18 protein-coding genes are annotated in these 24,064 nt (G+C 71.0%); 10 read left to right on the top strand and 8 right to left on the bottom strand.

From position 1 onward, the window contains the following. Positions 1 to 15 precede the first annotated feature (15 nt). Positions 16 to 570, top strand: coding sequence for a hypothetical protein (locus OG875_RS00090; protein ID WP_330172114.1), 555 nt, complete (start codon positions 16 to 18; stop codon positions 568 to 570). A 316-nt stretch (positions 571 to 886) separates the two neighbouring features. On the opposite strand, the gene OG875_RS00085 is transcribed toward OG875_RS00090, so the two are convergent. Continuing rightward, positions 887 to 1,795 (bottom strand): NAD(P)-dependent oxidoreductase, encoded by a 909-nt coding sequence (locus OG875_RS00085; RefSeq protein ID WP_330172113.1) that lies wholly within the window; start codon positions 1,793 to 1,795, stop codon positions 887 to 889. A gap of 83 nt (positions 1,796 to 1,878) precedes the next feature. Here OG875_RS00085 and OG875_RS00080 point away from each other — a divergent pair, with 83 nt between their 5' ends. Next, positions 1,879 to 2,250 carry a winged helix-turn-helix transcriptional regulator gene (locus tag OG875_RS00080; protein WP_330172112.1) on the top strand — a complete coding sequence of 124 codons (372 nt, stop codon included), beginning with the start codon at positions 1,879 to 1,881 and terminating at the stop codon, positions 2,248 to 2,250. A 270-nt stretch (positions 2,251 to 2,520) separates the two neighbouring features. Here OG875_RS00080 and OG875_RS00075 read toward each other — a convergent pair whose 3' ends face one another. Continuing rightward, positions 2,521 to 3,243 (bottom strand): response regulator transcription factor, encoded by a 723-nt coding sequence (locus tag OG875_RS00075; protein WP_330172111.1) that lies wholly within the window; start codon positions 3,241 to 3,243, stop codon positions 2,521 to 2,523. Continuing rightward, positions 3,240 to 4,529, bottom strand: coding sequence for a histidine kinase (locus OG875_RS00070; RefSeq protein WP_330172110.1), 1,290 nt, complete (start codon positions 4,527 to 4,529; stop codon positions 3,240 to 3,242). Before OG875_RS00070 ends, OG875_RS00075 begins: the two co-directional genes overlap by 4 nt. Positions 4,530 to 4,761: 232 nt before the next feature. Here OG875_RS00070 and OG875_RS00065 point away from each other — a divergent pair, with 232 nt between their 5' ends. Next, positions 4,762 to 5,652: a CPBP family intramembrane glutamic endopeptidase gene (locus OG875_RS00065; RefSeq protein ID WP_330172109.1), complete on the top strand. Its 891-nt coding sequence runs from the start codon at positions 4,762 to 4,764 to the stop codon at positions 5,650 to 5,652. Between the two features lie 130 nt (positions 5,653 to 5,782). On the opposite strand, the gene OG875_RS00060 is transcribed toward OG875_RS00065, so the two are convergent. The 3 genes from OG875_RS00060 to OG875_RS00050 form a co-directional block, all read right to left on the bottom strand. Further along, on the bottom strand, positions 5,783 to 6,826 hold the full coding sequence (locus OG875_RS00060) for a zinc-binding dehydrogenase (protein WP_330172108.1): 1,044 nt from the start codon (positions 6,824 to 6,826) through the stop codon (positions 5,783 to 5,785). Between the two features lie 875 nt (positions 6,827 to 7,701). Then, positions 7,702 to 8,592 (bottom strand): NAD(P)-dependent oxidoreductase, encoded by an 891-nt coding sequence (locus tag OG875_RS00055; protein ID WP_330172107.1) that lies wholly within the window; start codon positions 8,590 to 8,592, stop codon positions 7,702 to 7,704. Beyond that, positions 8,585 to 9,481: an NAD(P)-dependent oxidoreductase gene (locus tag OG875_RS00050; RefSeq protein WP_330172106.1), complete on the bottom strand. Its 897-nt coding sequence runs from the start codon at positions 9,479 to 9,481 to the stop codon at positions 8,585 to 8,587. Before OG875_RS00050 ends, OG875_RS00055 begins: the two co-directional genes overlap by 8 nt. Positions 9,482 to 9,632: 151 nt before the next feature. On the opposite strand from OG875_RS00050, the gene OG875_RS00045 reads away from it, so the two are divergent. Further along, positions 9,633 to 12,791, top strand: coding sequence for a BTAD domain-containing putative transcriptional regulator (locus tag OG875_RS00045; RefSeq protein WP_330172105.1), 3,159 nt, complete (start codon positions 9,633 to 9,635; stop codon positions 12,789 to 12,791). Positions 12,792 to 13,498: 707 nt separating this feature from the next. On the opposite strand, the gene OG875_RS00040 is transcribed toward OG875_RS00045, so the two are convergent. Further along, positions 13,499 to 14,401 carry a LysR substrate-binding domain-containing protein gene (locus tag OG875_RS00040; protein WP_330172104.1) on the bottom strand — a complete coding sequence of 301 codons (903 nt, stop codon included), beginning with the start codon at positions 14,399 to 14,401 and terminating at the stop codon, positions 13,499 to 13,501. A gap of 112 nt (positions 14,402 to 14,513) precedes the next feature. Here OG875_RS00040 and OG875_RS00035 point away from each other — a divergent pair, with 112 nt between their 5' ends. The 6 genes from OG875_RS00035 to OG875_RS00010 all read left to right on the top strand — a co-directional run bounded on the left by OG875_RS00035 (position 14,514) and on the right by OG875_RS00010 (position 20,439). After that, positions 14,514 to 15,704 carry a four-carbon acid sugar kinase family protein gene (locus OG875_RS00035; RefSeq protein WP_330172103.1) on the top strand — a complete coding sequence of 397 codons (1,191 nt, stop codon included), beginning with the start codon at positions 14,514 to 14,516 and terminating at the stop codon, positions 15,702 to 15,704. Further along, the gene (pdxA, locus tag OG875_RS00030) at positions 15,701 to 16,690 is read left to right on the top strand and encodes a 4-hydroxythreonine-4-phosphate dehydrogenase PdxA (protein ID WP_330172102.1); all 990 of its coding nucleotides are present in this window, start codon (positions 15,701 to 15,703) and stop codon (positions 16,688 to 16,690) included. The genes OG875_RS00035 and pdxA overlap by 4 nt, the downstream gene beginning before the upstream one ends. A gap of 40 nt (positions 16,691 to 16,730) precedes the next feature. Then, entirely contained in the window at positions 16,731 to 17,405 is a 675-nt protein-coding gene (locus OG875_RS00025; protein WP_330172101.1) for a hypothetical protein, read from the top strand. Between the two features lie 559 nt (positions 17,406 to 17,964). Then, positions 17,965 to 18,423 (top strand): GntR family transcriptional regulator, encoded by a 459-nt coding sequence (locus OG875_RS00020; RefSeq protein ID WP_330172100.1) that lies wholly within the window; start codon positions 17,965 to 17,967, stop codon positions 18,421 to 18,423. A gap of 4 nt (positions 18,424 to 18,427) precedes the next feature. After that, a complete protein-coding gene (locus OG875_RS00015; protein ID WP_330177540.1) occupies positions 18,428 to 19,360 on the top strand; it encodes an ABC transporter ATP-binding protein in 933 nt (310 codons plus the stop codon). Beyond that, positions 19,357 to 20,439 carry an ABC transporter gene (locus OG875_RS00010; protein WP_330172099.1) on the top strand — a complete coding sequence of 361 codons (1,083 nt, stop codon included), beginning with the start codon at positions 19,357 to 19,359 and terminating at the stop codon, positions 20,437 to 20,439. Before OG875_RS00015 ends, OG875_RS00010 begins: the two co-directional genes overlap by 4 nt. Before the next feature lie 193 nt (positions 20,440 to 20,632). Here the strand turns inward: OG875_RS00010 and OG875_RS00005 are convergent, their stop codons facing one another. Then, a complete protein-coding gene (locus OG875_RS00005) occupies positions 20,633 to 23,329 on the bottom strand; it encodes a DEAD/DEAH box helicase (RefSeq protein WP_330172098.1) in 2,697 nt (898 codons plus the stop codon). Positions 23,330 to 24,064: the final 735 nt, after the last annotated feature.

Raw genomic sequence — 24,064 nt, 5'->3', positions numbered from 1 at the left:
CAGGGAAGGGACGCCATGACCGAACCGGCGGAACCGGCTGAACCAGCAGAACTGGCGGACCTGGAGGAATGGGTCGCACGGATCGATCTGTGCATCGAGCCCATCGCGACGAGGCCGGTGGATCTCACGGACCCCGACTGGATGCGGAAGGCACAAGAAGGCCCGCGTCCGCTGGACGAGGCGGGAATCCGCCCGGAGGCCGAGGCGGCACTGCGGAACGTGCTCGCCCGCTACGACGAGGGCGACGAAGACGTCCGGGCCGCCCTCCGCGCGCTCCTGGCGCGGTGCCACTCCTTCTGCTGGGCCACGACGCTGCCCTTCGAACCCACACCTCAGGGCTTCCGACAGCGACTGCTGGAGATGTCCGTCGAGGATCAGGGCCGCGACACACGGGACATGATGGTCGCCCTGAACGACCTGTGCGCGCAGGCACGGGACGCCGGTGTCGACATCCGGCCGCTCCTCCTGGACGTGGCGGAACTCTCCAGCGACGTGGACACGTACGCGATGGGCTCCACACGGGACATCCTGCTCGGAGCGGCCGGAAGGCGGCCCGTCGGGCCCTGGTGAACGCGCCCTACGCGAACGGGTTCCCGTGCCGTCAACGGCCGCGCCCGGCGGGAGTGGCGGCAGACACCGCCCGAGGCGCCGGCCGACCCCCGTCGGCGACCTGCTCCACGCGGTCGCGTACGAGCGGCCCGGGAGCGCCGGGACGAACAGGATGCGCCCGTTCGACGCGAAGCACGATGGCTCTGTGCACTTCCCGCAGCCGCCCGCCGCACCCGAGCACCTTGCCCGCGCTCACTCCCGCCGCCGCACCCGCGCACCTCGCCCGCCTCGCGTCCGCGTGCTCCCGCATCTCGCCCGCCCCGCGTCCCCGGGTCGCTCAGCGCGGTCCCCGGATGCTGTCGATGATGCGGGTCCAGTGATCACCCCCATGGCCGTTGCCGATGGCCTGCCGATAGTGCGCCCGCACCGCCAGGGGGAGCGCGAGGTCGAGGCCGAGCGCTGTACTGGTCCCGACGATGTGGTCGGCCGTCGCGCCCATCATGGTGACGGTGCTCAGGTCCCCGGGGTGGTTCCCGGCGTCGAGCGCGGCCCCGGGGTTCTCCTCGCCGGCCCTGAGGATGTCGCCGATCGAGTCGGCCGAGGCGAGAAGCTCCGGCAGCGCTTCCGCGGCCCTCATCCCCACGGTGCCGAGCATCGCGGTGGCGTGCATCAGTCCCGACAACGTGGTCAGGAACACGGCGAGTTGCGCCTGGTACATCATCTGGGCGAGTCCCGGGTCCACGCCCAGGAAGCGTGGTGCTCCCAGCAGCGCCAACGCCGCCAGGTGCCTCTCGCTCACCTGGTCGCGACCGCTGTAGTAGACATGGGCCGCCTCTGTGCCCACCATCGGCGCGGGGACCATGACACCGCCGGTGAGGAAGGCGGCCCCGTGGCCCGCTGCCCAGGCGGCCGCCTCGCGTGAGCGGACGGGAGTGTCGGAGCTCAGGTTGACCAGTGTCCTGCCGGTGAGGGACGCGGTGGCGCCGCCGAGGATGTCGTACATCGCCTGATAGTCGGTGAGGCTGAGGATCACGAGGTCACTGGCCTCGACTGCTTCGCCGGGCGTGCGGGCGGGCTTCGCTCCGGCGGCGACGACACCGTCGGCCCGGCCCGGGGTGCGGTTCCAGACCGTGACAGGGTGGCCGGCGGCGAGGAGGGTCCGGGTCATCGCCCGGCCCATCGGGCCGAGCCCGATCACGGTGACAGCGGTGTCCTGCGGAGTGGTTCGGTTCTGTTGTTCGTTCACCTCTCCATGCTCGGAGAGCGCCGCACCTCGCGGAAGTACCTACTATTTTCTGCGGTACTTACCTCAAAGTAAGGGGATCAGCGATGGCCAAGGCACCACGACAGGGGCCGTACATCTGCGGTATCGACGCCGCTCTCGACGTGGTGAGCGGTAAGTGGAAGGGCTTGATCCTCTGGGAACTCGACACCTGGCGCGTGCGCCGCTTCGCCGAACTGCGTCGCGGACTGCCCGGGGTGAGCGAGAAGATGCTGACGCAGCACCTGCGCGAGCTGGAGGAGGACGGCCTGGTGAACCGGAAGGTCTATGCCGAGGTGCCGCCACGGGTGGAGTACTCACTGACCGAGCACGGACGCACCCTCAACCAGGCGCTCGCACCGCTCGGCGCCTGGGGGAGCGAGCGGATACGCCGAGAAGGTACGGAGACGGTGGCGACGGCCGAGACCTCACCCGGGTGAGCGTGCGGCGGGTCGCGCACCACGAGCCCCCGCACCGCCCGCGCAACCGTTCGGGAGCGCCAAGTGTCCAGCGCCCGAAGGGCGGTTCATCTCCGGGACGCCGTCCGTCGGTCCGCACGCCGCCCCTCACGTTCGTTGAACGGCCCGGCAACGAGCGCCCGGCCGCCGGGACCAGGTCGCCCTGGTGGATGCCGAAGTCGGGCCGCCGGCCTCCGTGTGGAAAGCCGGGAGGATGCCCGTACGCCGCGATCCGCACCGGTACGCGCCTCGTCACGCGCTCCCGTCCGCGACCCCCGCGCGATAGGCGAGGACGACGGCCTGGACGCGATCGCGCAGATCGAGCTTGGCGAGGATGCGGGAGACGTACGTCTTCACGGTCTCGGCACTGAGCACCAGTTCGGCCGCGATCTCGGCGTTCGAAAGCCCTCGGCTGATCAGCTTCAGCACTTCGTGTTCGCGCGGGCTGAGTACCTTGAGCCGCTCCCGCTCGGGCGGGAACGCCGGGGTGGCGGGGCGTACGCGGTCGGCGTAGGTACCGATGAGGGCCCGGGTGACGGCGGGGGAGAGAAGGGAGTCGCCGCGCGCGACGGTACGTACCCCTTCGACGAGTTCGCCCGGCGGCGTGTCCTTCAGCAGGAAGCCGCTGGCACCGGCGCGCAGTGCCTCGTAGACGTATTCGTCCACGTTGAACGTCGTGACGACAAGGATTTTCGCACGGCCTGCGGACCCGGGTCCGGCGAGGTGCCGGGTGGCCTCGATGCCGTCGAGCAGGGGCATGCGGATGTCCATCACGACGACGTCGGGGCGCAGTTCCTCGGCCGCCCGGATCGCGGCCCGGCCGTCGGCCGCCTCGCCGACGACCGTCATGTCGGGCTGGGCGGAGAAGATGGTGACGTAACCGGTTCGTACGAGGGCCTGGTCCTCGCAGATCAGCACACGAATGGGTGCGGACGGGGAATCCGTCGTCACGAGGGCGGCGGGCGGGACGGTCATGCGGACTCCCCGACGGGTATGCGGGCGGTGACCGTGAATCCGCCGTCGGACCCGGCGTCCGCCGTGAACCGGCCGCCGAGCATGTCCACCCGCTCACGCAGCCCGCCGAGCCCCCGGCCCCCGGAGACATGGCCGCCTGCTCCGCTGCCCAGGGGAGCGCGGGCGGCGCCGTCCGGCCCGTCGGTGGTGATCTCGATGTCCATGTGGTCGTGACCGTAGCGGACACGGACCCGTGTGGGCCGCCCGGCCGCGTACTTCACCGCGTTGGTGAGCGATTCCTGTACGACGCGGTAGGCCGCGAGTTCGCCGCCGATGCCCATCGGCACCCGCTCCCCTTCCTCCTGCCCTTCTTCGACAAGGACGACGGGCTGGCCCGACAGCCGCGTCTGTTCGACCAGGTCGGACAACTTTCCCCGGACCGGGGCCCGTTCAGCGGTCGCCGACTCGCCGGTCGCCTCCAGAACGCCCAGCAGGTACCGCAGTTCGGTCAGGGCACGCCGACCGGTGCCGCTGATCGCGGTGAGTCCCTCGGTCAGCCGGTCCGGGGACGCGGCGAGGTACTGCGCGGCGTCGGCCTGCACGACCATCGCCGTCACATGATGGGTCACCACGTCGTGCAACTCCCTGGCCAGCCGGGCGCGTTCCTCGGCGGTCGCCGCCAGGGCGGCGAGCCGTCGCCGCTCCGCCTCCTCGGCGCGGCGGGCCCGTACGTACGCGCCCGCCACCCAGAACGCCGCGAGGGCCAGAGCATGAACCGCGTAGTCGGCGATGCCCGCCGGGGAGTCCAGACGCCACAGGACGACCGCGAAGACGCCGTACGCCGCGACGGCGGGCACCGGGAGCAGCCGCCGCCACCTCTCCTGGTGGGCGCCCACCGAGTACAGCGCGACATACAGGCCCAGGCTGCCGATGTTCGGCGGATGGGCGCAGGTCTGGTGGAGCGCGAAACAGAGAGCCACCAGTGTCAGGCAGAGGGCGGGCCGCCGGGCGCGGACGGCGAGCGGCAGGGTCTGCCCCAACGTCAGCAGAACACCGGCAACACCGGCCTGCCGGACAGGCAGGTCACCGAACTGGGCCCCGACGCTGTCCAGCGGAGCCGCGAACGACAGCACGGCGAGCACGGCCGCGAGCTCACGGTCCCGAGTGGCGCTCGGCCGCGTACGCCACCAGGAGCTCAGCGACCGGTACCGGTCGGCCACGGGCGCCGGAACCGGCGGACGCGCGTCGGCCCGTACGGCGCGAGGGGTGGTGGCCCGGGTGACGGGCGGCCGGCTCTCGGGTGTCACAACGTCCTCGCGGGCTCGGGGATCTGACGAACCGCAGGAGCCTATCCGGCCGGGAGAGGCCCCGGCGTCCCCCGTGAGTGGACAACCCGTGTCGCTCGCGAGATGTGGCTCCGGCGGGGGACGAGGAGCCCCGGAAGTGTCCACCCCGAGGTGACGATCCGGCGCGCCCCCGCCGTCTAGTTTTCCGGCATCGGACACCGGCGCACCCGCACCGGGCCGGAAGGAGAACACGATGTCACCTCGGTCCGAGGACACCTCGAAGGCGGCCCGCATCCGTCGCTGGGCCCGCTCCCCGTGGGGGCGACCGGTCTCGATGACCGCCGCCCTGGCCGCTTTCGGCGCGCTCGCCGGACTGGTCAACGGCCTCGCCGACGTCACACCGGTCACGGGCCTCGCCGCCGGCGTGGCGATGGCGGCGCTCGCGGTCGGTCTCTACCGCCTGCTGGCACACCGCCTGGAGAACCGCGACGACCCGGCGGAACTGCGGCTGGGCGACGCGCGGTCCGGACTGCGCCGGGGAACGCTGATCGGCCTGGGCGCCTTCACCGTGACGATCACGGTCATCGCACTGACCGGCGGCTACCAGCTCGACGGGTGGGGCTCGTTCGGCGGCGCGTTGACCACCCTGGGCCTCATGTGCACCGTGGCCGTCACCGAGGAACTCATCTTCCGGGGAGTGGTGTTCCGCGTCCTGGAGGAGAAGACGGGCACCTGGGGCGCGCTCGCCGCGTCAGGGCTGATCTTCGGTCTCGTACATCTGGCCAACCCCCTCGCCACGCTCTGGGGCGCCCTCGCCATCGCCGTCGAGGGCGGACTGCTCCTGGCCTCGGCCTACGCGGCAACCCGCTCCCTCTGGCTGCCCATCGGTCTGCACCTGGGCTGGAACATGGCGGTGGGGGGCATCTTCGGCACCACCGTCTCCGGCTCGGCGGACGGTCTCGGCAGCCTCCTGGAGGCGACGGTCACCGGCCCGGCACTGATCACCGGCGGCTCGTTCGGCCCGGAGGCAAGCGCCGTGGCGATCCTGGTCTGCCTGATACCGACGTCCCTCTTCCTCCGCCACGCCAAACGGCGGGGCCGGGTGTACGCGCGGGGTTCCCAGGTGACCACCGCCGACCGCTAGGAACGACATCCCGACGACGCACGGTGCCGTCGGGGCCCGGGAAGCCGGAGACGGGAGGGACGGCGACGTTGGCGACGGACCACGGTTCCGGGTCGGCTGGGCGCCCTGTTCCCACCTGTGCCCCGGGGGGTCAGGGCGTGATGAGGACCTTGAGGCTCTCGCGGTCCATCATGTCCTGGTATCCGGCGGGAACGCCGTCGAGGTCGGTGGTGGCGTCGAAGACCTTTCCGGGTTCGATGGTGCCGTTGAGGATGGCGGGCATCAGTTCCTCGATGTAGGCGCGGACGGGGGCCAGTCCTCCGGCGAGGCGGATGTTGCGGATGAAGAGGCTGCCCATGCCGATCGGTGCCTCTTCGTACTGGGGGACGCCGGCCCGGCTGATGATTCCGCCCGCGCGTACGACGCCGAGTGCCTGCTCGTAGGCGGGCAGGTGGCCGACGGCCTCGATGACCACGTGCGTACCCTGTCCGCCGGTGAGTTCGCGGACCGCTTCGATGCCTTCCGCGCCACGGGCGGCGACGACGTCGGTGGCGCCGAACTCGCGGCCCAGGCGGGTGCGGTCCTGGTGGCGACCCATGAGGATGATCTGCTCGGCGCCCAGGAGCTTGGCCGAGAGCACCGCCAGCAGGCCGACGGCACCGTCGCCGATCACGGTGACGCGGGTGCGTTCGCCGACGCCGCCCAGCACCGCGGCGCGGTGACCGGTGCCGTACACGTCCGAGAGGGTCAGCAGGGAGGGGATGAGGGCCGGGTCCGCGGCGGCGGGGAGCTTGACGAGGGTGCCGTCGGCCAGGGTCACCCGGATGGCCTCGGCCTGGGCGCCCTCGTCCGGCTTGAAGTCCCAGAAGGTCGCTTCCGGGTGGACGCAGGAGGTGTGCAGGCCCTCGCGGCAGAACTCGCAGGTGTTGTCGGAGAGCGCGAACGGGGAGACGACCAGGTCACCGCGTCTGAGCGTGGTGACCTCGGGGCCGGTGTCCTCGACGACGCCGATGAACTCGTGCCCCATCCGGACGGGCCCGTCCGCCGGGCTCATCGCGCCGTACAGGTGCAGGTCGCTGCCGCAGACGGCGGACGCGGTGATACGGACCAGTGCGTCGGTGGGGTGCTTGATGACGGGCTCGGCGACATCCTCGACGCGGACATCGCCGGCGCCGTACAAGAGTGCTGCGCGCATGGGTGCTCTCCGGTGGGGTGGTGGCGTTTCGGTGACCGGTGGGGGAGGGGACGGGTACGAGCGGCTGGTTCCCACCTTGCTCGGCACGGGCCTCGGCCGCACCCCGGGCGTCGGTCCCGGCCGCATCGAGGCGGAGCAAGGTGCTCACCCCGCCCCCGTCGTTGCTGACGGGCGGTACGCCCCCCGGGGTCCCGCTCGGGGCCCGTATGGCACCGGATCTGTCCACAGGACAGACCCCACGACGGCGCGGCGACACCACCGGCGAACCCGCCCCCACCGACGACGACCGGGCGGTGGGACCACCGAGGCCCACCACCACCCCGACATCACTCGCGTCGCGCCGTCGCCCCCGCCAACGACCGCACCTTGCCCGCCCCGGCCGGCCGCCACAGGTCAGCCTCATCAGCGGCCCGCCCACCACAAGGTCGGCACCAAGTCGGGCGAAGCGGATGAAAGGCAAGCTCACATCGTGAGGTGGCCGGGATCGATGCGTTCTGCCGGTGGGCGGTGCGGGCCGGGCAGGTGGTGACGAGCCGATCTCGCGCACGCGCGCCGACCCCGGGCGGGAGCGGGGCGCTCCCGGCGCACGGTTGACGAGCAGCGGCCAGGCGGGGTGGTTGCCGACGGCGTGGACCTCGACCAGGCGTCCGCGCAGCAGAAGCCCTGGTCGTACCGGTTGCCGTCCGGGCTCCGCCAGCCGGGGGACGTCGCCGGGAAAGTCCATGAGCCGGTGAGGCCCGAGCCACGAGGCTCGTGCCGTGACCGGAAGGGTTACCAGCTCGCCTTTCCGGCCGCGGCACGAGAGCGAACCCGTGCCGGGGCGGAGCTGCTTCTCGTCAGACGTGCGCGTCGCCCGGAAGCCCCGCGCCCCGCGTTCATTGTTCCGCAGTGCCTCGTGCTCTCAGCAGCTCGAACACGCTGGAGAAGCTGTCCCGCCCGTGGCCGTCGGCCGACCGCCTGTCGAGCAGGGCCTTCAGCGGCTCATGGACGTCCGTGGCTATGCCGCCCGCTCTGCTCAGCTTGATCAGGCTGTCGACTCCGGCCCGGTTGAGGTCGACCGTGGAGACCCCGCCCGCATACGCCGATCCTCCTGCCTCGCGCGCCAGTTCGGGCAGGAATCCGGCCATCCCGTGCAGCCATCGGGCCGCCAGCGGAGCGAACACCTCAGGGGTGGTGCCCACCGTGTCGAGCACCGCCGCGGCGTGCAGAAACCCGGTGAGCGCCGCGTATCCCGTGCCCAGCAGGGCCAGGTCGTGGATCTCCGCAGAGCCGGGGTCGGTGCCGAAGTAGTGTGCCGGCGCCATCACTTCCAGCTCGCGCCGATAGGTGGTGAAGGCACTCTGGGAACCGCTGTAGAGGAAGAAGCCCTCCGGGGTGGCGACGGTCTCGGGGAGGGCCATCATGGCGCCGTCGAGGTAGTCGGCGTCATGCCCGGCGGCCCAGGCGGCCAGGTCACGGGAGTGGCCGGGGGTGGTGCTGGCGAGGTTGACCAGGGTGCGGCCGGACAACGCGGAGGCGTCGGGACCGAGAGCCTGCCGTACCGCCTCGTGGTCGAGGAGCGGGGCGATCACCAGTGAGCCGGCCGCGACAGCCTCGGCGGTGGTTGCCGCGCGGATGGCGCCTTGTGCGACGAGTGCGTCGGCTTTGGCGGCGGTGCGGTTCCATACGGTGACCGGGTAACCGGCGTCGAGGAACGCGGAGGCAATCGGGGCGCCCATGCGGCCGAGGCCCAGGACCGTGATGTGGGGCCTCGTCTGTTCAGGCATGCCGCTCGCCCTTCGTGATCGTCCCGACGACGCTGGCGATGCCGCTGGAGCCGTGTCCGGTGGCCGCCGCCCGCTTCAGCAGGCTCCCGATCAGCTCCGGCACGTCGGTGCCGAGCCCGCGACCCCTGCTGGTGTCCAGGAGGTGCTCCATCGCTGCCGCGTGCACCTCCACGGTGCCGTCGTCGTCCGGGAAGCGGCCCTCCTCGATCTGGCGGGCGTGGTCGGCCATCAGCGACGTGACGAAGGGCATGTGCTCCGTCGCCACCGCCGCGAACGCCGCCGGGGCGACGCCTGCCGAGCCCACCAGGGCGACGGCGTGGTAAAAGCCCGCCAGCGCGCCCCAGACCATGCCGAACAGCGCGGTGTCGTACACCGGGGCCAGCGCCGGGTCGGCGCCGAGATGGGCGGAGTGGCCCAGGCTCGCCAACACCGTCCGGTGGGTGGCGAAGACATCCGGGGAACCGCTGAAGACGAACAGCGCCTCGGGCCGCCCGACAAGCCGTGTGCCGCTCATGGCAGCGCCGTCGAGGTAGCCGGCGCCGTTCCCGGCCGCCCAGTCGGCCATCCCGGCGGCATCCTCCGGAGTGCCGGAGGTCAGGTTCACCAGGGCCCGCCCGCGCAGGCGCACCGCCACCGGCCCGAGCAGTTCGCCCACGGTCGCGTAGTCCGGCAGGCAGACCACGACCAGGGGACTCGCGGAGACCGCCCCTTCGAGGGTTGTCGCACGCACGGCGCCCTGGACGACGAGTGCGTCGGCCTTCGCGGCGGAGCGGTTCCATACGGTCGTGGCGTAGCCGGCGGTGAGGAACGCCTGGGCGAGCCGGGTTCCCATCTGCCCCAGGCCGATCACCGACACCGTGGACCGCTCGTGGTTCTCGTTCTCCGACATGAGGTGTCTCCCGCTTCTCTGTCTCTTCGGACGAGCGCACCGGCCGGTTCGCCCGCTGTGACCTCACTGTGCCGACCGGCTCTGGCGGGACCCTGTCGGTGCGCTGTCGGTTCCCGGTCAGCGCCTGTCGGCCGGCGGATACCGTGCGGGCATGTACTTCTCGGTGCTGGGCCCACTGACCGCCCTGACGACGGCCGGCCACGCGGTCGACGTCCCTGAGGCGAAGGTGCGCGCCCTGCTGGCCGTTCTGCTCGTCCACGCGGGCCGGCCGGTCTCGGCCGACCGGCTCGTGGACGATCTGTGGGGCGAGCGGCTGCCCGGAAATCCTGCCGGTGCCCTTCAGACGAAGGTCTCGCGGTTACGCCGTGCCCTGGCGCGGGCCGAGCCCGGGGCAGAGACGCTGGTGGAGTCGAGGCCCCCGGGATACCTGCTGCGCACCGGCCCTGAGGACGTGGACTCCCACCGGTTCACCGCCCTGACCGCCACCGCGTACGGCACCGAGGACCCGCGCACCAGGGCCGATCTGCTGACCGGGGCTCTGGCGCTGTGGACGGGGGAAGCCTTCGCCGACCTGGGCGACGTGGTGTTCCTCCGCACCGCGGCCGAACACCTTGGCGAGCAGCGTCTCACTGCCCTGGAGGCGCTCGCCGAGACCCGACTTGATCTGGGTGAACACCACACGCTGATCGGGGACTTGGGCGAGCTGGCGGTCCGCCACCCGCTGCGGGAGCGGCTGCGCGCCGTCCAACTGCGTGCGCTGTACCGGGCCGGGCGGCAGTCCGAAGCGCTGTCCGTGTACGCCGAATTGCGCGAGCAGCTGGCCGACGAACTGGGCGTGGACCCCGGACCGGAACTGGCCGCCCTGCACCAGGCGATCCTCGAACACGATCCGGCCCTTGAGGCGCCCCCCGCCTCCCCGAAGAGGAGGTACGGCGACCTGCCGGCTCCGCTCACCGACCTCGTCGGCAGGAAGGAAGCGGTGCCGGCGCTGGGTGAACTTCTCGCCGCCCACCGGCTGGTGACACTGACCGGCCCCGGTGGGGTGGGCAAGACCCGCCTGGCGGAGGAGGTGGCCGGCCGCGCGGCCGGTGCCTACCCCGACGGCGTACGGATGGTCGGGCTCGCCGGATCCACCGAGGTGGCCGAGCAGCTCGGCGCCGCACTGGGCGTACGGGAGGAGGGGGCGGCAGGACTGGAGGACGCGCTGCGTTCGAGACGGCTCCTCCTGCTCCTCGACAACTGCGAGCACGTCGTCGACTCGGCGGCCGACGTCGTACGCCGGGTCCTGGCCGCCGCACCCGGGCTGAGCGTCCTGGCCACCAGCAGGGAACCTCTCGGCCTGGCCGGGGAGGTGGTGTGGACCGTGCCACCGCTGCGACAGACCGACGCCGAGGACCTGTTCGCCGCGCGGGCCGCGGCCACCACCCCCGGATTCGCCGTCACCGAGGACAACGCGGAGGCCGTCGCGACGATCTGCCGCCGTCTCGACCGCATACCCCTGGCCCTCGAACTGGCCGCCACCCGGGTCCGCGCGCTGGGAGTGCACGAACTGAGCACCCGCCTCGACGACAGGTTCCGTCTCCTCGCCGGCGGCCGGCGCGGCGTGCCACCACGCCAGCGCACCCTCCGAGCGGTGATCGACTGGAGCTGGGAGCTGCTCGGCGACGACGAGCGGAAGGTCCTGCGCCGTCTGGCCGTCTTCGCCGACGGCTGCACCCTCGAAGCCGCCGAGGCCGTGTGCGGCGGCAACGGCCAGGACGTCCTCGACCCCCTGATCCGCCTGGTGGACCGCTCACTCGTCACTGTCTCCGTGACCGACGGCCGTCGCTACCGGCTGCCGGAGTCGATCGCGGCCTACGCCCATGAACGCCTGACGGAAGCAGGCGAGTCCGGGACCCTCGAACTGCGCCACCAGGCCTACTGCACCGAGCTCGCCGAACAGGCCGCGGCCCGACTCCACGGCCCTGAGCAGCAGAGCTGGCTGACCCGCCTCGACCACGAAAGCGCCAACCTGCGCACAGCCCTGGAACGCGCCGTACAGCGGAAGGATGCCACCGGAGCCCTGCGCCTGGCGCTCGCCTCGACCTGGTACTGGTTCCTGCGCGGTCGGCTGAGCGAGGCCCGGCGATCACTGGGTGAAGCCCTGCACATCAGCGAGGACACGCACACGGCCCTCCGTTCCCCAGCTGCCGTCTGGCACGCCGGATTCAGCCTGCTGGCGGGGGAGGGACAGCACCACACGGCCCGTCCGGCCGACGTAGTGGTCGACGGCGAAGCCGGTGGGGCACGTGCCGCGTGGTTCCTCGGTCATGCCTCGCTCAGCGCGGGTGAGGATCTGGCCCGCAGCGAGACGCTGGTGGACCGCGCCCTGACCGACTTCCGCACAGCAGGCGACCGCTGGGGCATCGCCGCGGCACAGAGCACCCGCGCCACCCAGGCCCTGCTGCGGGGCGACCTCGCCGCACTGCGCCACAGCGCCGAGGACGGCCAAGCGATCTTCACGGAACTCGGCGATCGCTGGGGACAGTTGCGGACCACCTATCCACTGGCGGCACTGGCCGCGATCACCGGCGACTACACGCGCGCCGCACAACTGCACCAGGACGGTCTCCACCTGGCCGAGGAACTGGGCTTCTGGGCGGACGCCGCCGACCGGCTCACCGGGCTGGGCAGGGTTGCCCTGCTGACGGGTGACTTCCCCCAGGCCACCGGGCTCCACCGTAAGGCGATGGCCCTGGCCGCCGAACACGGCTACGCGGCGGGCGAGATCCACGCCGAGATCGGCATCGCCCTCACAGCCCGGCGCGAGGGCGACTTCGACCGCGCCGAGCAGCACCTCCGCAGAACCCTGGCATGGCACCGCGAAGTCGACTTCGGCCCCGGCCCCGCACTCCTCCTCGCCGAACTCGGCTTCCTCGCCGAACAACGCGGTGACGCATCCGCGGCCATGTCCCTGCACCACCAGGGCCTCTCCGTCGCCCGTGGCAGCGGCGACCCCCGGGCTCTGGCTCTCGCCCACGAGGGCCTCGCCGGGGCGTACGTCCTCGCGGGTCAACCCGAGCGGGCCGCCCGCCTACTGGGCACAGCCACCGGGGCCCGGGAGTCCTCCGGCGCCCCGCTCCCGGAGGCGGAGCGCGGCGATGTCCAGCGCATCACAGCCAGGGCCCTCGCGGCGCTGGGCACAGAAAAGTTCGCCACTGAGTTCTCTGCCGGCATCGATGACGGTCCCGACCCAGGACGCCAGGACGGGGCGACGAGCCGAGAGACTGAGGAAGCTGACACAGTCACCGTGGCCGAGCCCGAGGCATGAGGGGGCACGGTAAGCACCTCCTGTGAACGATCCTTCCCGGAGCGAGATCAAGGGCGTCCGGTGGAAGGCGTCCGGATCACCGATGCACTCGCACAACCGGGCACCGCGCGCAGCGCACCCCGGGCCGGACGCACGGCGCTGAGGCAGGAAGATCGGCGCGACCGGCACCTGCGACCGCACTGGCCAACGTGGTCGGCGACCATCGCGCCCAGCAGCGGGGCCCGCACCGCACCCAGGGCGATTCCGTGCGAACACCCAGGCCGCATCCTCGCGGCCATACAAGCCCCCGATCGTCCCGCCCCCCGTGTTCCTGCTGAGGCATTCACGGAACAGGGTCTGCGCTCACATGTGTCCGTGGCTGCTGTGAGCACCTGCGCGCGGCTCCGGCCTCGTAATCCGCAGCGGCTCGTACGCCCCCGAGCTGTCGGTGCTCGGTGACCGGTGAACCGGTGCGGCTACCGGCCGGACGGCGTCGAGCCCAAGGACCGTTCGGCCGGCCGTCGCGGAGGGCGACACGGGTTGGCCGGCTGGTACGTGCGTGCCGCGTGCCGACTGCTTCGGTGCCTCCGGTGGAGGCCCCGGCGCGGTACGTCAACCAGGTGCCCGAGCCGAAAGTCACCGCGAGGTGAGGGCGGCGACATGCGCCGCCGGCCCTCGGTACGGGCTCCTGGCCCCGGAGTCGGCGCGGCTCCGGGGCGGTCCGTCGCTCAGGCCCGGTCGGAGTCGGTTTCGAGCGTGGCCGTCCGGGTGCGCAGCCATGCGGCCAGCCGGCCGACACGTGCGTCCTGCTCGGGGGGCCGACGGCTGAGGAGGTGGTAGCTGGTGCCGTCGGGGACGAAGCCGAAGGGTGCGACGAGTTGTCCTCGCTCCAGGTCGTCGCGGACGACGGCGTACGGGGCGATCGCGACCCCGACGCCGGCGACGGCCGCCTGAAGAGTCAGGTAGAAGTGTTCCAGGGTCTGCTGGGAGGCGGGCTCCGCCGTCATGCCGGTGATGCGCCGCCAGTCGTCCCACGCCTGCGGCCGCGTGCCGGTGTGCAGGAAGGCCGTCCCCGCCAGGTCGGCGGTGCCGGTCAGACGGCCGGCGAGATCGGGTCGGCAGACGGGGCCGATCCGCTCCGCGAACAAGTGCGCCCGGCTCACCTTGTCGGGGAACGGGAAGTCGTCCCGGCGGATCGCGAGATCGATGTTGTCCCGGTCGAAGTGGACAGGGCCGCCGCCGGCGGACAGGTGGACGGTGATGTCCGGCAAGCTCCCCGCCAGCTCGGGCAGCCGGGGAATGAGCCACCGCATCAGGAGTGTCGGCTCGCACGAGAGGGTGAGCGGTCCCGCGGGTGCGCGGTGCGAGACCTGCCGGGCACCCGCATCGATCTGATCGAGTGCGTCCCGGACGACGGCCGCCAGTTGGCGGGCCTCCGGGGTCGGGCGCAGGGCGCGTGGATGCCGCTCGAAGAGTGACACCCCCAGGGACCGCTCCAGGTTCTGGACCTGTCGGCTCACCGCGCCGTGCGTGACATGCAGTTCCTGGGCCGCCGCGGTCATGCTCGCGTGCCGGACCGTCGCTTCGAAGGGCAGCAGGGTATTCAGAGGCGGAAGGGCCGACCATCGCATGCGTGAACTTTACTCACAGGTCTCGTGAGAATGAATCGTTTGTCCTTCCCTTTCGTCTGAATGACTATTGATCCAGTCACAGCACACGCTGACCCATGCAGAGGGGTGGAGCATGGCATTCCGCAACGACACGCGGTCGGGCATCACGATTCTGGCGGATGACCTCACCAGCGCCGGGGACGGCGCCGCGCCGTTCCGCCGGGCAGGCCACGACGCCCGGATCCTGCTCTCCACCCCGGCAGCGGCACCACCGCACCCGGTCGGCGTGACGGCGGTCGACCTGGGGACCCGCGCACTGGACGAGGAAGCCGCCGGCATACGTACGTGGCGGGCGGCGCGCCTGTTCGCCGACTCCGGACTGCTCCTCAAGACGGTGGATTCCACCCTGCGCGGTCATGTCGCGACGGAAGTCCGAGCCGCATGGGCAGGATCGCGCAGGCGGACCGTCGTCATCGCCCCGGGCTTCCCGGCGGAGGGCAGGGTGACGGTCCGGGGAATCCAGTACGTGCGGGACGTTCCCGTCCACGAGAGTGAGTTCGCCCGCGACCCGGCCCACCCCGTGCGGTGTTCGGACCTGGCGACGCTGCTCCCGGAGGCCGCCCTCGTCGAGCCGCACCAGGAAGCCGAACTGCTCGAACTGACCCGCAGCGGCGGCCTGATCGTCTGCTCCACCGAGACGGACGGTGACCTCGACCGTGTGGTGGCGACCGTGCCACGGCTCGACGACGTGCTGTGGGTCGGCTCCCCGGGTCTGGCATCCGCCCTGGCCCGAAGGTGCGCACGCGCCGATGGCGCCGCTTCGGCGCCCGTACCCGCCCGACGCCCACTGGTCGTTGTCGGCAGCGCCAACCCGGCGACACGGCGGCAACTGGCCGCGCTCCGCGCCCAGGTGGATGTCCAGGGACTCACCGTCAGCGGTGATCCGGAGCCCGCGGTGAAGGCGCTGAGCGGCCTGACCGCCCCCGTCCTCACACTGCAAACGCCTGATGAACGCCGTGCGCCACCGACCGCACGAGCCCTGGTGGGCTCCATGGCAGCGGTTGTCCGGGCGCTGGCCGAAGAACAGACGGTCGACGCGCTCATCGTCACCGGCGGAGAAACGGCCGCCACCGTACTCCCGGCGCTCGGCGCCTCCGGCATCCGGCTGCTGGACGAACCCGAACCCGGCGTCGCCCGGGGAACCCTGCTGGGTCGGCTTCCCCTCCCCGTACTCATCAAGGCGGGCGGCTTCGGCGACGACGCCATGCTCCTGCGCCTGTGCGACCTCGTCCGACAGCCCACCGATCCAGGAGAGCACGCATGAAACCGATCGCCATCACCATGGGCGACCCCTGCGGAATCGGCCCCGAGATCACCCTCAAGGCGTGCGCCGATCCCCGGCGCACCGTGCCCGTCGTCGTCATCGGCGACGTGGACGTCCTCGCCCGCGCCGACAGGATCGCCCGCACCCATCTCACCGTCCGCCCGATCACCTCGGTCGACCGAGCCACGTTCGCACCCGGCACGGTGGATGTCCTCACCGAGAGCCGCCTTCCGGCCGACCTGCCCTGGGGCACGCTCGACGCCCGCGCGGGAGGAGCGTCCTTCCAGTACGTACGCCGGGGGATTCAGCTCGCCCTGGCCGCCGAGGTACGGGCCCTGGTGACCGCGCCGATCAACAAGGAGGCGCTGCGCCTGTCCGGCGTCCCCTACCCCGGGCACACCGAGATCCTCGCCGACCTGTCCGGTACCACCGACTACGCGATGATGATGGCCACCGACGAGCTGCGCATCGTCCTGGTCACCGTCCACCAGTCGCTCCGCACCGCGATCGACGCGATCACCACCGACCGTGAACTCGACATCATCCGCCTCACCCACCGCACACTCCGGCGCGGCGGACTGCCCGCCCCCCGCATCGCCGTCGCCGGCCTCAACCCCCACGCCGGGGAGAACGGCCTGTTCGGCCGCGAGGACCTGGACATCATCGCCCCCGCCGTACGAGCCGCGCAGAGCGAAGGCATCGAGGCCAGCGGACCCTGGCCCGCCGACACCGTCTTCATGCGGGCCCGCGCCGGAGCCTTCGACGCCGTGGTCGCCCAGTACCACGACCAGGGCCTCATCCCCGTCAAGTACCTCGGGATCGAACACGGCGTCAACATCACCATCGGCCTGCCCTTCGTCCGTACCAGCGTCGACCACGGCACCGCGTTCGACATCGCCGGTCTCGGCACCGCCGACCACACCAGCCTGCTCACCGCCCTGCACCACGCCGACCGCCTGTCCTCAGGGTCACCGGACCGACTCTGACCACCAACTCACCCCCCGGAACCGAAAGCCGAAGGACACCGTGGACTTCATCTTCATGCTCACCCGCGACGACCGGACCGTCACCGACTGCCTCGACGTCATCGACACCATCCAGGACCTCGGCATCACCCACATCGGATTCAAGGACATCGGCGTCGACCGCGACACCCTCGCCCAACTCCACACCCGCATAAGGGACATGGGCGCCACCACCTATCTCGAAGTCGTCAGCACCGGCCGCGAGCAGGCCCTCGCCTCCGTACGGACAGCCACCGAACTCGGCGTCGACTGGCTGATGGGCGGCACCTGGGTGGAGGAGACCCTCAGCCTCCTGCACGGCACCCCCATCGGCTACCTCCCCTTCGCCGGAGAACCCGTGGGACACCCCACCCGCCTCGGCGGCGACCCGGACCGCATCGCCGACGACTGCCGACGGGCAGAGGCCGCGGGCTGCGCCGGCGTGGACCTTCTCGCGTACCGGGCCATCGACGCCGACCCCCTCGACCTGGTCCGCGCCGCCCGCGCCGCCACCACCGGCCGCCTGGTCGTCGCCGGTTCCATCACCGGCGCCGACCAGATTCAGGCGCTCGCGTCAGCCGGGGTCGATGCCTTCACCATCGGGTCGGCTGCCTTCGACGGCTCCCTCCAGCCCCACGCCGGAACCCTCCGATCCCAACTGGCCACCGTGGCCGGTATATCGGCGAACCGGACCTGATCCGGCCACCCCGGACGGCACCCCCACCTGAACACAGCCATCCCGCACCGGCAGACAGGAACGTCTGCCTCAGATGTCACGGATGCCCGGCAAAGCCGACCTGCCCCTGGCATCAGGAGGGACTTTGCAACCGAGTTGCACGGTCACTTCCAACAAGCGGGGCGTCCGTCGCTCGCACGTATCGCCATGATGACCAGTGCCACGGATGATCCACTGCCTGTGGGCAGAGAGACCATTCGACCTTGGGCAGCTGTTGCATCCGCTCCGGGGACAGCGCCGCGGCTCCGCTGCGTTGGATGCTGACCCATGCCCCCAGGCGGAACTTGAGCTCCCATGGGTTGTCGTTCTGCCCGCTTGCGCATGCGCCGCGCCCGGCCATGAGGTCCATCGCCGGACTGGCCGCCATCAGGCGTCTCTTGCCGGACATGCCTCCTTCCCCGTCCGCCGATGTCCCAGAAAAGACGGTCAGCGCACCGCCCACCCGCTTCTCCTCGTCCCGGTCGGCATTGACAACCGCCCTCGCACCCCTTCATCATCATTCCACTAATCAAGTAGTGGAATGGTGGTGGTGATCGTGGAGTACCGCATCGACAGGCGGAGCGGGGTCCCCGCCTTCCAGCAGATCGTGCAGCAGACCAAGCAGGCCCTGCGGCTGGGCGTACTCGTGCCGGGTGACCGGCTGCCCACCGCCAAGGAGGTCGCCGAGACCAGCACGGTCAACCCGAACACCACCCTCAAGGCGTACCGGGAGCTGGAGCGCGAGGGCCTGGTCGAACCGCGACCGGGCCAGGGCACCTTCGTACGCCGCACGCTGGGCCGCCCCGAGACGGGAACCGACTCGCCGCTCTACGCGGAGCTGGTGGCGTGGATGTCGAGGGCGGCCGAGGCGGGTCTGGAGCAGGAGGACGTGGCCGCACTGGTCGCGTCGGCGATGGAGAAGCAGTACGCCGCCGGGAACGTGGCGGCAACGGGGCCCACGACAACGAGGGCCACGACAACGAGGAGCACAGGTGAGTGAAGGTATGTACGCGGGGGAACCGGCGATCGAGGCGTACGGGCTGGGGATGCGCTACCGGCGGGGCTGGGCGTTGCGGGACTGCTCCTTCCGGCTCCCGGCAGGACGGATCTGCGGCCTGGTGGGACCCAACGGGGCCGGCAAGACCACGCTGCTGAGCATCGCGGCCCATGTCCTGCGGCCGACGAACGGCTCGATCAGCCTGTTCGGTGAGGCCCCGGGCTCGGTGGAGTCCGGTCGGCGCACGGCGTTCCTCGCCCAGGAGAAGCCCCTGTTCCGCCGCTTCACCGTGGCGGAGACCCTGCGCCTGGGCCGGGAGCTGAACCCCGGCTGGGACCAGCGCGCCGCCGAGGACATCATCCGCGCGGGCAACGTGCCCTTCGAGGCGAGGATCAGCACCCTTTCCGGAGGCCAGCGCACCCGCGTCGCCATCGCCCTCGCCTTCGGAAAACGCCCCGACCTGCTGATGCTCGACGAGCCGATGTCGGACCTCGACCCGGTCGTGCGCCACGAGATCATGGGCACCCTCCTCGCCGAGGCCGCCGAGCGCGGAACCACCGTGCTGATGTCCACCCACGTCCTCGCCGAACTGGAGAACGTGTGCGACTACCTCGTCGTCGTCTCCGGCGGCGGAGTGCGCCTCGCCGGTGACGTGGACGAGCTGATGTCCGTGCACACCCTGGTCAAGGGCGCCAAGGAGGGTGACGGCGTGCCTCTCGCCCTCGGGCACCACACCCTCGTCGAGTCGCGGACCAGCGGGCGGCAGTTCACCGCGCTCATCCGCCCCGAGGGCCCGGTCGCCGGCCCCTGGGACGTGAACGTCCCGAACATGGAGGAACTGCTGCTCGCCTATCTCCGCTCACCCGACGCACCACCGCTGATCACCCCCACCGCCCAGGTCCACGGCCAGGGGTTCGGCACCGGGGCGGTGGCGGCATGAGCACCGTCACCCGCGGCTCGACCAGCACCTCGAACGGCTCCACGAGCGACGGCAAGAACGGGACCATGAACGGCACCACCGACGGGACCTTGAACACGACCACCACGAAGGCCGGCCGACGCCCCCGACTCAGCGGTATGACCTGGCTGGTCTGGCGCCAGCACCGGGCCGGGTTCTGGACGATCCTCGCCGCCACCGCGCTCTTCGCGGCCTGGATCGTCTACCAGCGCGGCGAGCTGGTCGACTTCCTCGACACCTACGGCTATCCCGGCAGGAGCCTCGACGAGGCGGGCGGCGCGTTGACGCGGTACAACGACGCCTTCACCTTCGTCTCCATGGGTCTCCAGGCGATACCCGTCCTGCTCGGCGTCTTCCTCGGTGCCCCGCTCATCGCGGGCGACCTGGAGAACGGCACCGCCAAGCTGGTCGCCGCCCAGTCCACGAGCCGGACCCGGTGGCTCGCCACGAAGCTGGCGCTGACCGGACTGGTGGTCGTGGTGAGCACGGGCGTGCTGTCGGCGCTGTTCGGCTGGTGGTGGAACCCCGTCAAGACCGAGGGGGCCACGCTCATGGAGTGGACCTCGAGCGACGCGTTCAACACGACGGGCCCGGTACCTGTCGCCCTCACCCTCCTCTCCGTCTTCGGCGGGGTGGCCATCGGCGTGGTGCTGCGGCGCACGCTGACCGCCATGGTGGTCACCTTCGGTTTCGCCGTCATTCTCCAGCTCGTCTGGGGCTACTTCATGCTGTCGCTCGGCAACGTCGTCACCGACACGACGAACAAGGGTGTCATGGGTGAGAGCACGTCCCCGTCGCTCCCCCGGGGCGCCTACGAAATCGACCAGTCGTTCGTCACCGGCAGCGGGGACCTGCTGGGCTGGGGCACCTGTACGGAGTCGGAGACCGACGCGGCACAGCAGGTATGCCTGGACAAGGCCGATGTCGTGGGCTGGTCGACGCAGTACCTCCCGATATCGCAGATGAACACCATGCAGTGGTTCGGGGCGTCGATTCTGTTCGCCCTGACCGCCGGTGTCGTGGCGTTCCTCTTCGTCCAGGGTCGTAAGCGGCTCGTCTGAGTCCCCACGCCCCGCGCCCCTTCACGAAGGGCGCCGAGTTCCCCTCTGTCCCGTCCGCCGGGCTGCTCTGCCATGCCCGAAGGCGGTCGGCCCTGGGTATCGCCGTGACGGCGGCTTCGGCGGAGTCGTAGACGACAAGCATCAACGAGGGGCCCCGGGGTCAACAAGCCCGGGGCCCCAAGCATGGGGACAGTCAGGGGTTGTCGTGTTCGGAGGGGGGTCCCAGCTCATCGATGAGGCCGCAGGTGCGGGTGCTGGCTTCGTACAGCATCTTGTCGCCCTCGCCCTCGCCCTCGTCGTCGTGGTCGACCGGCCGGCGGCGGTCCTGCGGGGCAGGGGGTTCGGCGGCGGCCGTCGGGGCCGGTACGGGCGTAGTGAGAGGCAACTGCATGCCGATGGCCGACAGTTGCTTCACCCGTTCCGGTGTCAGTGTCGCGGCTCTGCTGCGCTGGTTGCTGATCCATGCCCCGAGCCGCAGCTCCCGCTCCTCCTGGTCCTCGCCGACGACGATCCGTTCGACCCACTTCCTCGGTACCCGAAGGTGGCGCTCGCGTTCGTGGAACTGGCGGGCGGCCTGGTAGTTGAGCGCCCACTTGTCGGCCTGCGTACGGCGCCGGGGCGGCTTCTCGTCCTCGTCCGCAGGCTCGATGCCGAGGACGTTCTCGCACATCCACTGCTGCACGGTGGTGAGCCGGTCCCATCCGTAACGCACCGACCGCACCCACCGCCCGAGGTCCTCGCCCTGGCGCAGGACCTCGCCCGCCTCGGTGGGCAGCGCCTCGCCTTCGTCCAGGTGGACCCGGACGAGATGGAAGGCGCGCTGCCAGGTCACCGGCCAGGCCGGGCACCAGGACGGGTCGATGTCCTCCAGCTGCTCGCGCCGCTCGCCCGTCAGCGCCCCGGCCTCCGACTCCACGGGCAGGCCCTCGGCCCGCCGCTGCTCGTTCTCCCGCGCCTTGCGGGCGGCGGCCCGCGCGTTCTTCAGCCAGATCCCGACCCGGTAGCTCTGGAAGGTGGCGTCGAGCGGGGCCAGCAGGTGCCCGTGTTCGGCGGCCCACCCGCGCGCCGCCGCGAGACCCTCGTCCCACGCGACGTCGAAGTGAGACCAGACCATGCCGAGCTTCTCCAGCTGGGCGATACGGTGCTCGTCCATGTCCCCGCGGGCGTAGAAACGCCGGTTGTCGGCGATCCACTGCCCGAGGGGGAAGCCGTCGAGCGCGGTCGGCCACCCCTCGGCCTCCACCTCCTGGTCCTTCCTGCGGGGCACCCGGTAGGTGAAGGGCACCTTCAGATCGCCGTGTTCGCGGGCGTAGATGACGGCGGCCTCCACACCGCGCCGCCGGTGCTCGTGCTCGGGGTCGATGACCCGCAGGTTGATGAACGCCGCGAGCGTGGCGGGGTCGCGCGGGGTGCTGAACTTGAGCAGTGTCCGCGCCGATGCCGACAGGCCGCCGGACCCGGCCTCCTCGTCCGGGTTCTGCGCACCCCTCTGGAGGGGCTTGTAGGAGCTGGGGGCCTGCTGCTCGGCGAGTTGCTCCACCACCCGCGCGTCGTGCGCCCTGAGGGCTTCAATGAGCTTCGCCAGCCCGCCGAACGCCCTGCTGGTGAGCATGTTGTCGGCCGTCTCGCCGGGCCCGAGCAGTACCGGTACGACCAGATTGGCCATCTTGCCCTCGCCGGGCTGCATCCGCAGCGCGCGGCCGACGGCCTGGACCAGGTCGACCATGGAGCCGCGTACGTCGGCCCAGTAGACGGAGTCGCAGGTCTTGGTGTCGACGCCTTCGCCCAGGACTTTCACCGAGCACAGGAAGCACTTCTCCACCACCGTGCCGTCGGCGGCGATCCCGTCCCCGAACTCCCCGATGACCCGCCGACGATGCAGGGGTTTGTGGTCGCCGCAAAGCCACTTCGCCCAGATCGTCTTCGGGTACAGCTCCGGGTCGGCGGTGTGCAGCTGCGCGGCGATTGCGGGCAGTCCGGCCGCGAACGCCTCCGCCTCCTTGACGACGTGGTGGAAAACGAGCGTGCGCCGGAAGTTCTCCTCCGAGGACGCCTTGAGCAGTGCGGTCTGGAGGGCGGCGAGCCGCGCTCCGCGTACCCGGTCCGTACGGCTTTCGGCCCCGAGGAGCCGGGCGGCCTGGACCTGGGTGTCGGTGATGTCCACGCACACCACCCGGTACGGCGCGCAGATTCCCCGGTCGATCGCCTCCGACAGCGTCAGCGTGTAACAGCGGCTGCCGAAAGGCGAGTCGGGGTCGTCGTCCATGCTCGCGACCAGCTCACCCGGTGCATCTGCGGAGTCCTCGTCCAGAGCCCACAGCCGGGGTGTGGCGGTCATGTACAACCGGCGCAGGGACGGGATGCGGGTGTTGTCGTGGACGACAGCCCACGGCTTCCCGATCCGGCCGGATGTGCGGTGCGCCTCGTCCACGACGATCAGGTCCCAGCTGGGAAGGCCGGCAGCGTGCGCGCGCTCCAGTGTCCCCAGCCCGAGGGAGGCATACGTCGCGAACACGGTGACCTTGTCCAACGGCCTTACCCAGTCGACCAGTTCACCCACATTGGTGGTGTTCGCGAAAGGCGCGGCCTCCCCGCGCAGGGACGAGACGCCGACCGCCGGGCCTCGGCGGCCCGCCTCCCGCCACGCGGACTCGGTCTGCACGAGCAGATCCAGCGACGGCACGAGCACCAGCACCCGGCCTGCGCGCAACTCCTCCGAGCTCCGGGCCGCCACCCGGGTCTTCCCCGACCCGGTCGCCATGATCACCTGCGTTCGGAGACCCCGCTCGGGCACAAGTGATCTTGCAGGAAGTTCGAGAACGCGCAGTACCGCGTCGACGGCTTCCCGTTGGGCCGCCTCGCGCTGATCGGAGCGGTCCGAGGTTGACATGTCCGCCCGCCCTTCCTGGGGTGCTGTACGGCCGCAGTCGACGACAGAAAACGAGATCCTGCATCTCAAGAGCCACAAGAGTCGCATCCGGACCATGGGACCGGATGTCAGGTCCGGCCACCAAGAGCACCGAAGGGTTCTGCGGTGGACCTGGACAGAGCACTGTGGCGTTCCATGGTGCGAGTCTTGCAGTCCAAAGTCTATCTCCTGACAAAAATGAAGCACGTAGTGAAAATCCGCTTCCCCGCCTGGGTGAGCAACCCGGCTTCATTGCCTTGGGGGGTGTCGTGAATGTGTTTTTCCATGCACACGGACCTCCTCTCGCGCCAGACTGTCCGCTACATGACTGGTCATCAGGAGGAGGCGCAGCCGGAAGGGATCGCTGGGGTGGGGGAGCGCAGCGGACCCACTGAGGAGCGCGCAGCGCTCCTCAGCCTCCGTACCGATCAACCGGGTTCAGGCAGGGTCGGCTTCGCCTGGAACGGGCTTTATCGGTCCCGAAGCGCAGCGTAGGGAGCAGGCCGGAAAGCGCAGGGCGGAAACTGGGCGAGAAGCGCAGCGTAGAGACCAAGCGGGAAGGCGCAGGGCAGGCCCTGCGAAGCAGGGAGCAGACCCGAAGCAGGAGTCAAGCCCCTTGCGAAGCAAGGGGCGCGGGAGCGCAGCGAACGCGGGGAGCGCAGCGAACCGCTTGGCATCCGCGAAGCGGATGCCTTCGCTTGTACATCGCGCAGCGAT

It is taken from the genome of Streptomyces sp. NBC_01498 (genome assembly GCF_036327775.1).
Lineage (GTDB): Bacteria > Actinomycetota > Actinomycetes > Streptomycetales > Streptomycetaceae > Streptomyces.
The sequence above is the reverse complement of the archived record's forward strand: the minus strand, read 5'-3'. Positions and strand labels throughout refer to the sequence as shown.

Bases quoted from the DNA above. Each gene is read 5' to 3' on its own strand.
- OG875_RS00075 (WP_330172111.1), bottom strand. From the start codon at position 3,243: ATGACCGTCCCGCCCGCCGCCCTCGTGACGACGGATTCCCCGTCCGCA.
- OG875_RS00090 (WP_330172114.1), top strand. From the start codon at position 16: ATGACCGAACCGGCGGAACCGGCTGAACCAGCAGAACTGGCGGACCTG.
- OG875_RS00060 (WP_330172108.1), bottom strand. From the start codon at position 6,826: ATGCGCGCAGCACTCTTGTACGGCGCCGGCGATGTCCGCGTCGAGGAT.
- OG875_RS00040 (WP_330172104.1), bottom strand. From the start codon at position 14,401: ATGCGATGGTCGGCCCTTCCGCCTCTGAATACCCTGCTGCCCTTCGAA.
- OG875_RS00080 (WP_330172112.1), top strand. From the start codon at position 1,879: ATGGCCAAGGCACCACGACAGGGGCCGTACATCTGCGGTATCGACGCC.
- OG875_RS00020 (WP_330172100.1), top strand. From the start codon at position 17,965: ATGGTGGTGGTGATCGTGGAGTACCGCATCGACAGGCGGAGCGGGGTC.
- OG875_RS00050 (WP_330172106.1), bottom strand. From the start codon at position 9,481: ATGTCGGAGAACGAGAACCACGAGCGGTCCACGGTGTCGGTGATCGGC.
- OG875_RS00010 (WP_330172099.1), top strand. From the start codon at position 19,357: ATGAGCACCGTCACCCGCGGCTCGACCAGCACCTCGAACGGCTCCACG.
- OG875_RS00045 (WP_330172105.1), top strand. From the start codon at position 9,633: ATGTACTTCTCGGTGCTGGGCCCACTGACCGCCCTGACGACGGCCGGC.
- OG875_RS00055 (WP_330172107.1), bottom strand. From the start codon at position 8,592: ATGCCTGAACAGACGAGGCCCCACATCACGGTCCTGGGCCTCGGCCGC.
- pdxA (WP_330172102.1), top strand. From the start codon at position 15,701: ATGAAACCGATCGCCATCACCATGGGCGACCCCTGCGGAATCGGCCCC.
- OG875_RS00035 (WP_330172103.1), top strand. From the start codon at position 14,514: ATGGCATTCCGCAACGACACGCGGTCGGGCATCACGATTCTGGCGGAT.
- OG875_RS00015 (WP_330177540.1), top strand. From the start codon at position 18,428: ATGTACGCGGGGGAACCGGCGATCGAGGCGTACGGGCTGGGGATGCGC.
- OG875_RS00065 (WP_330172109.1), top strand. From the start codon at position 4,762: ATGTCACCTCGGTCCGAGGACACCTCGAAGGCGGCCCGCATCCGTCGC.
- OG875_RS00005 (WP_330172098.1), bottom strand. From the start codon at position 23,329: ATGTCAACCTCGGACCGCTCCGATCAGCGCGAGGCGGCCCAACGGGAA.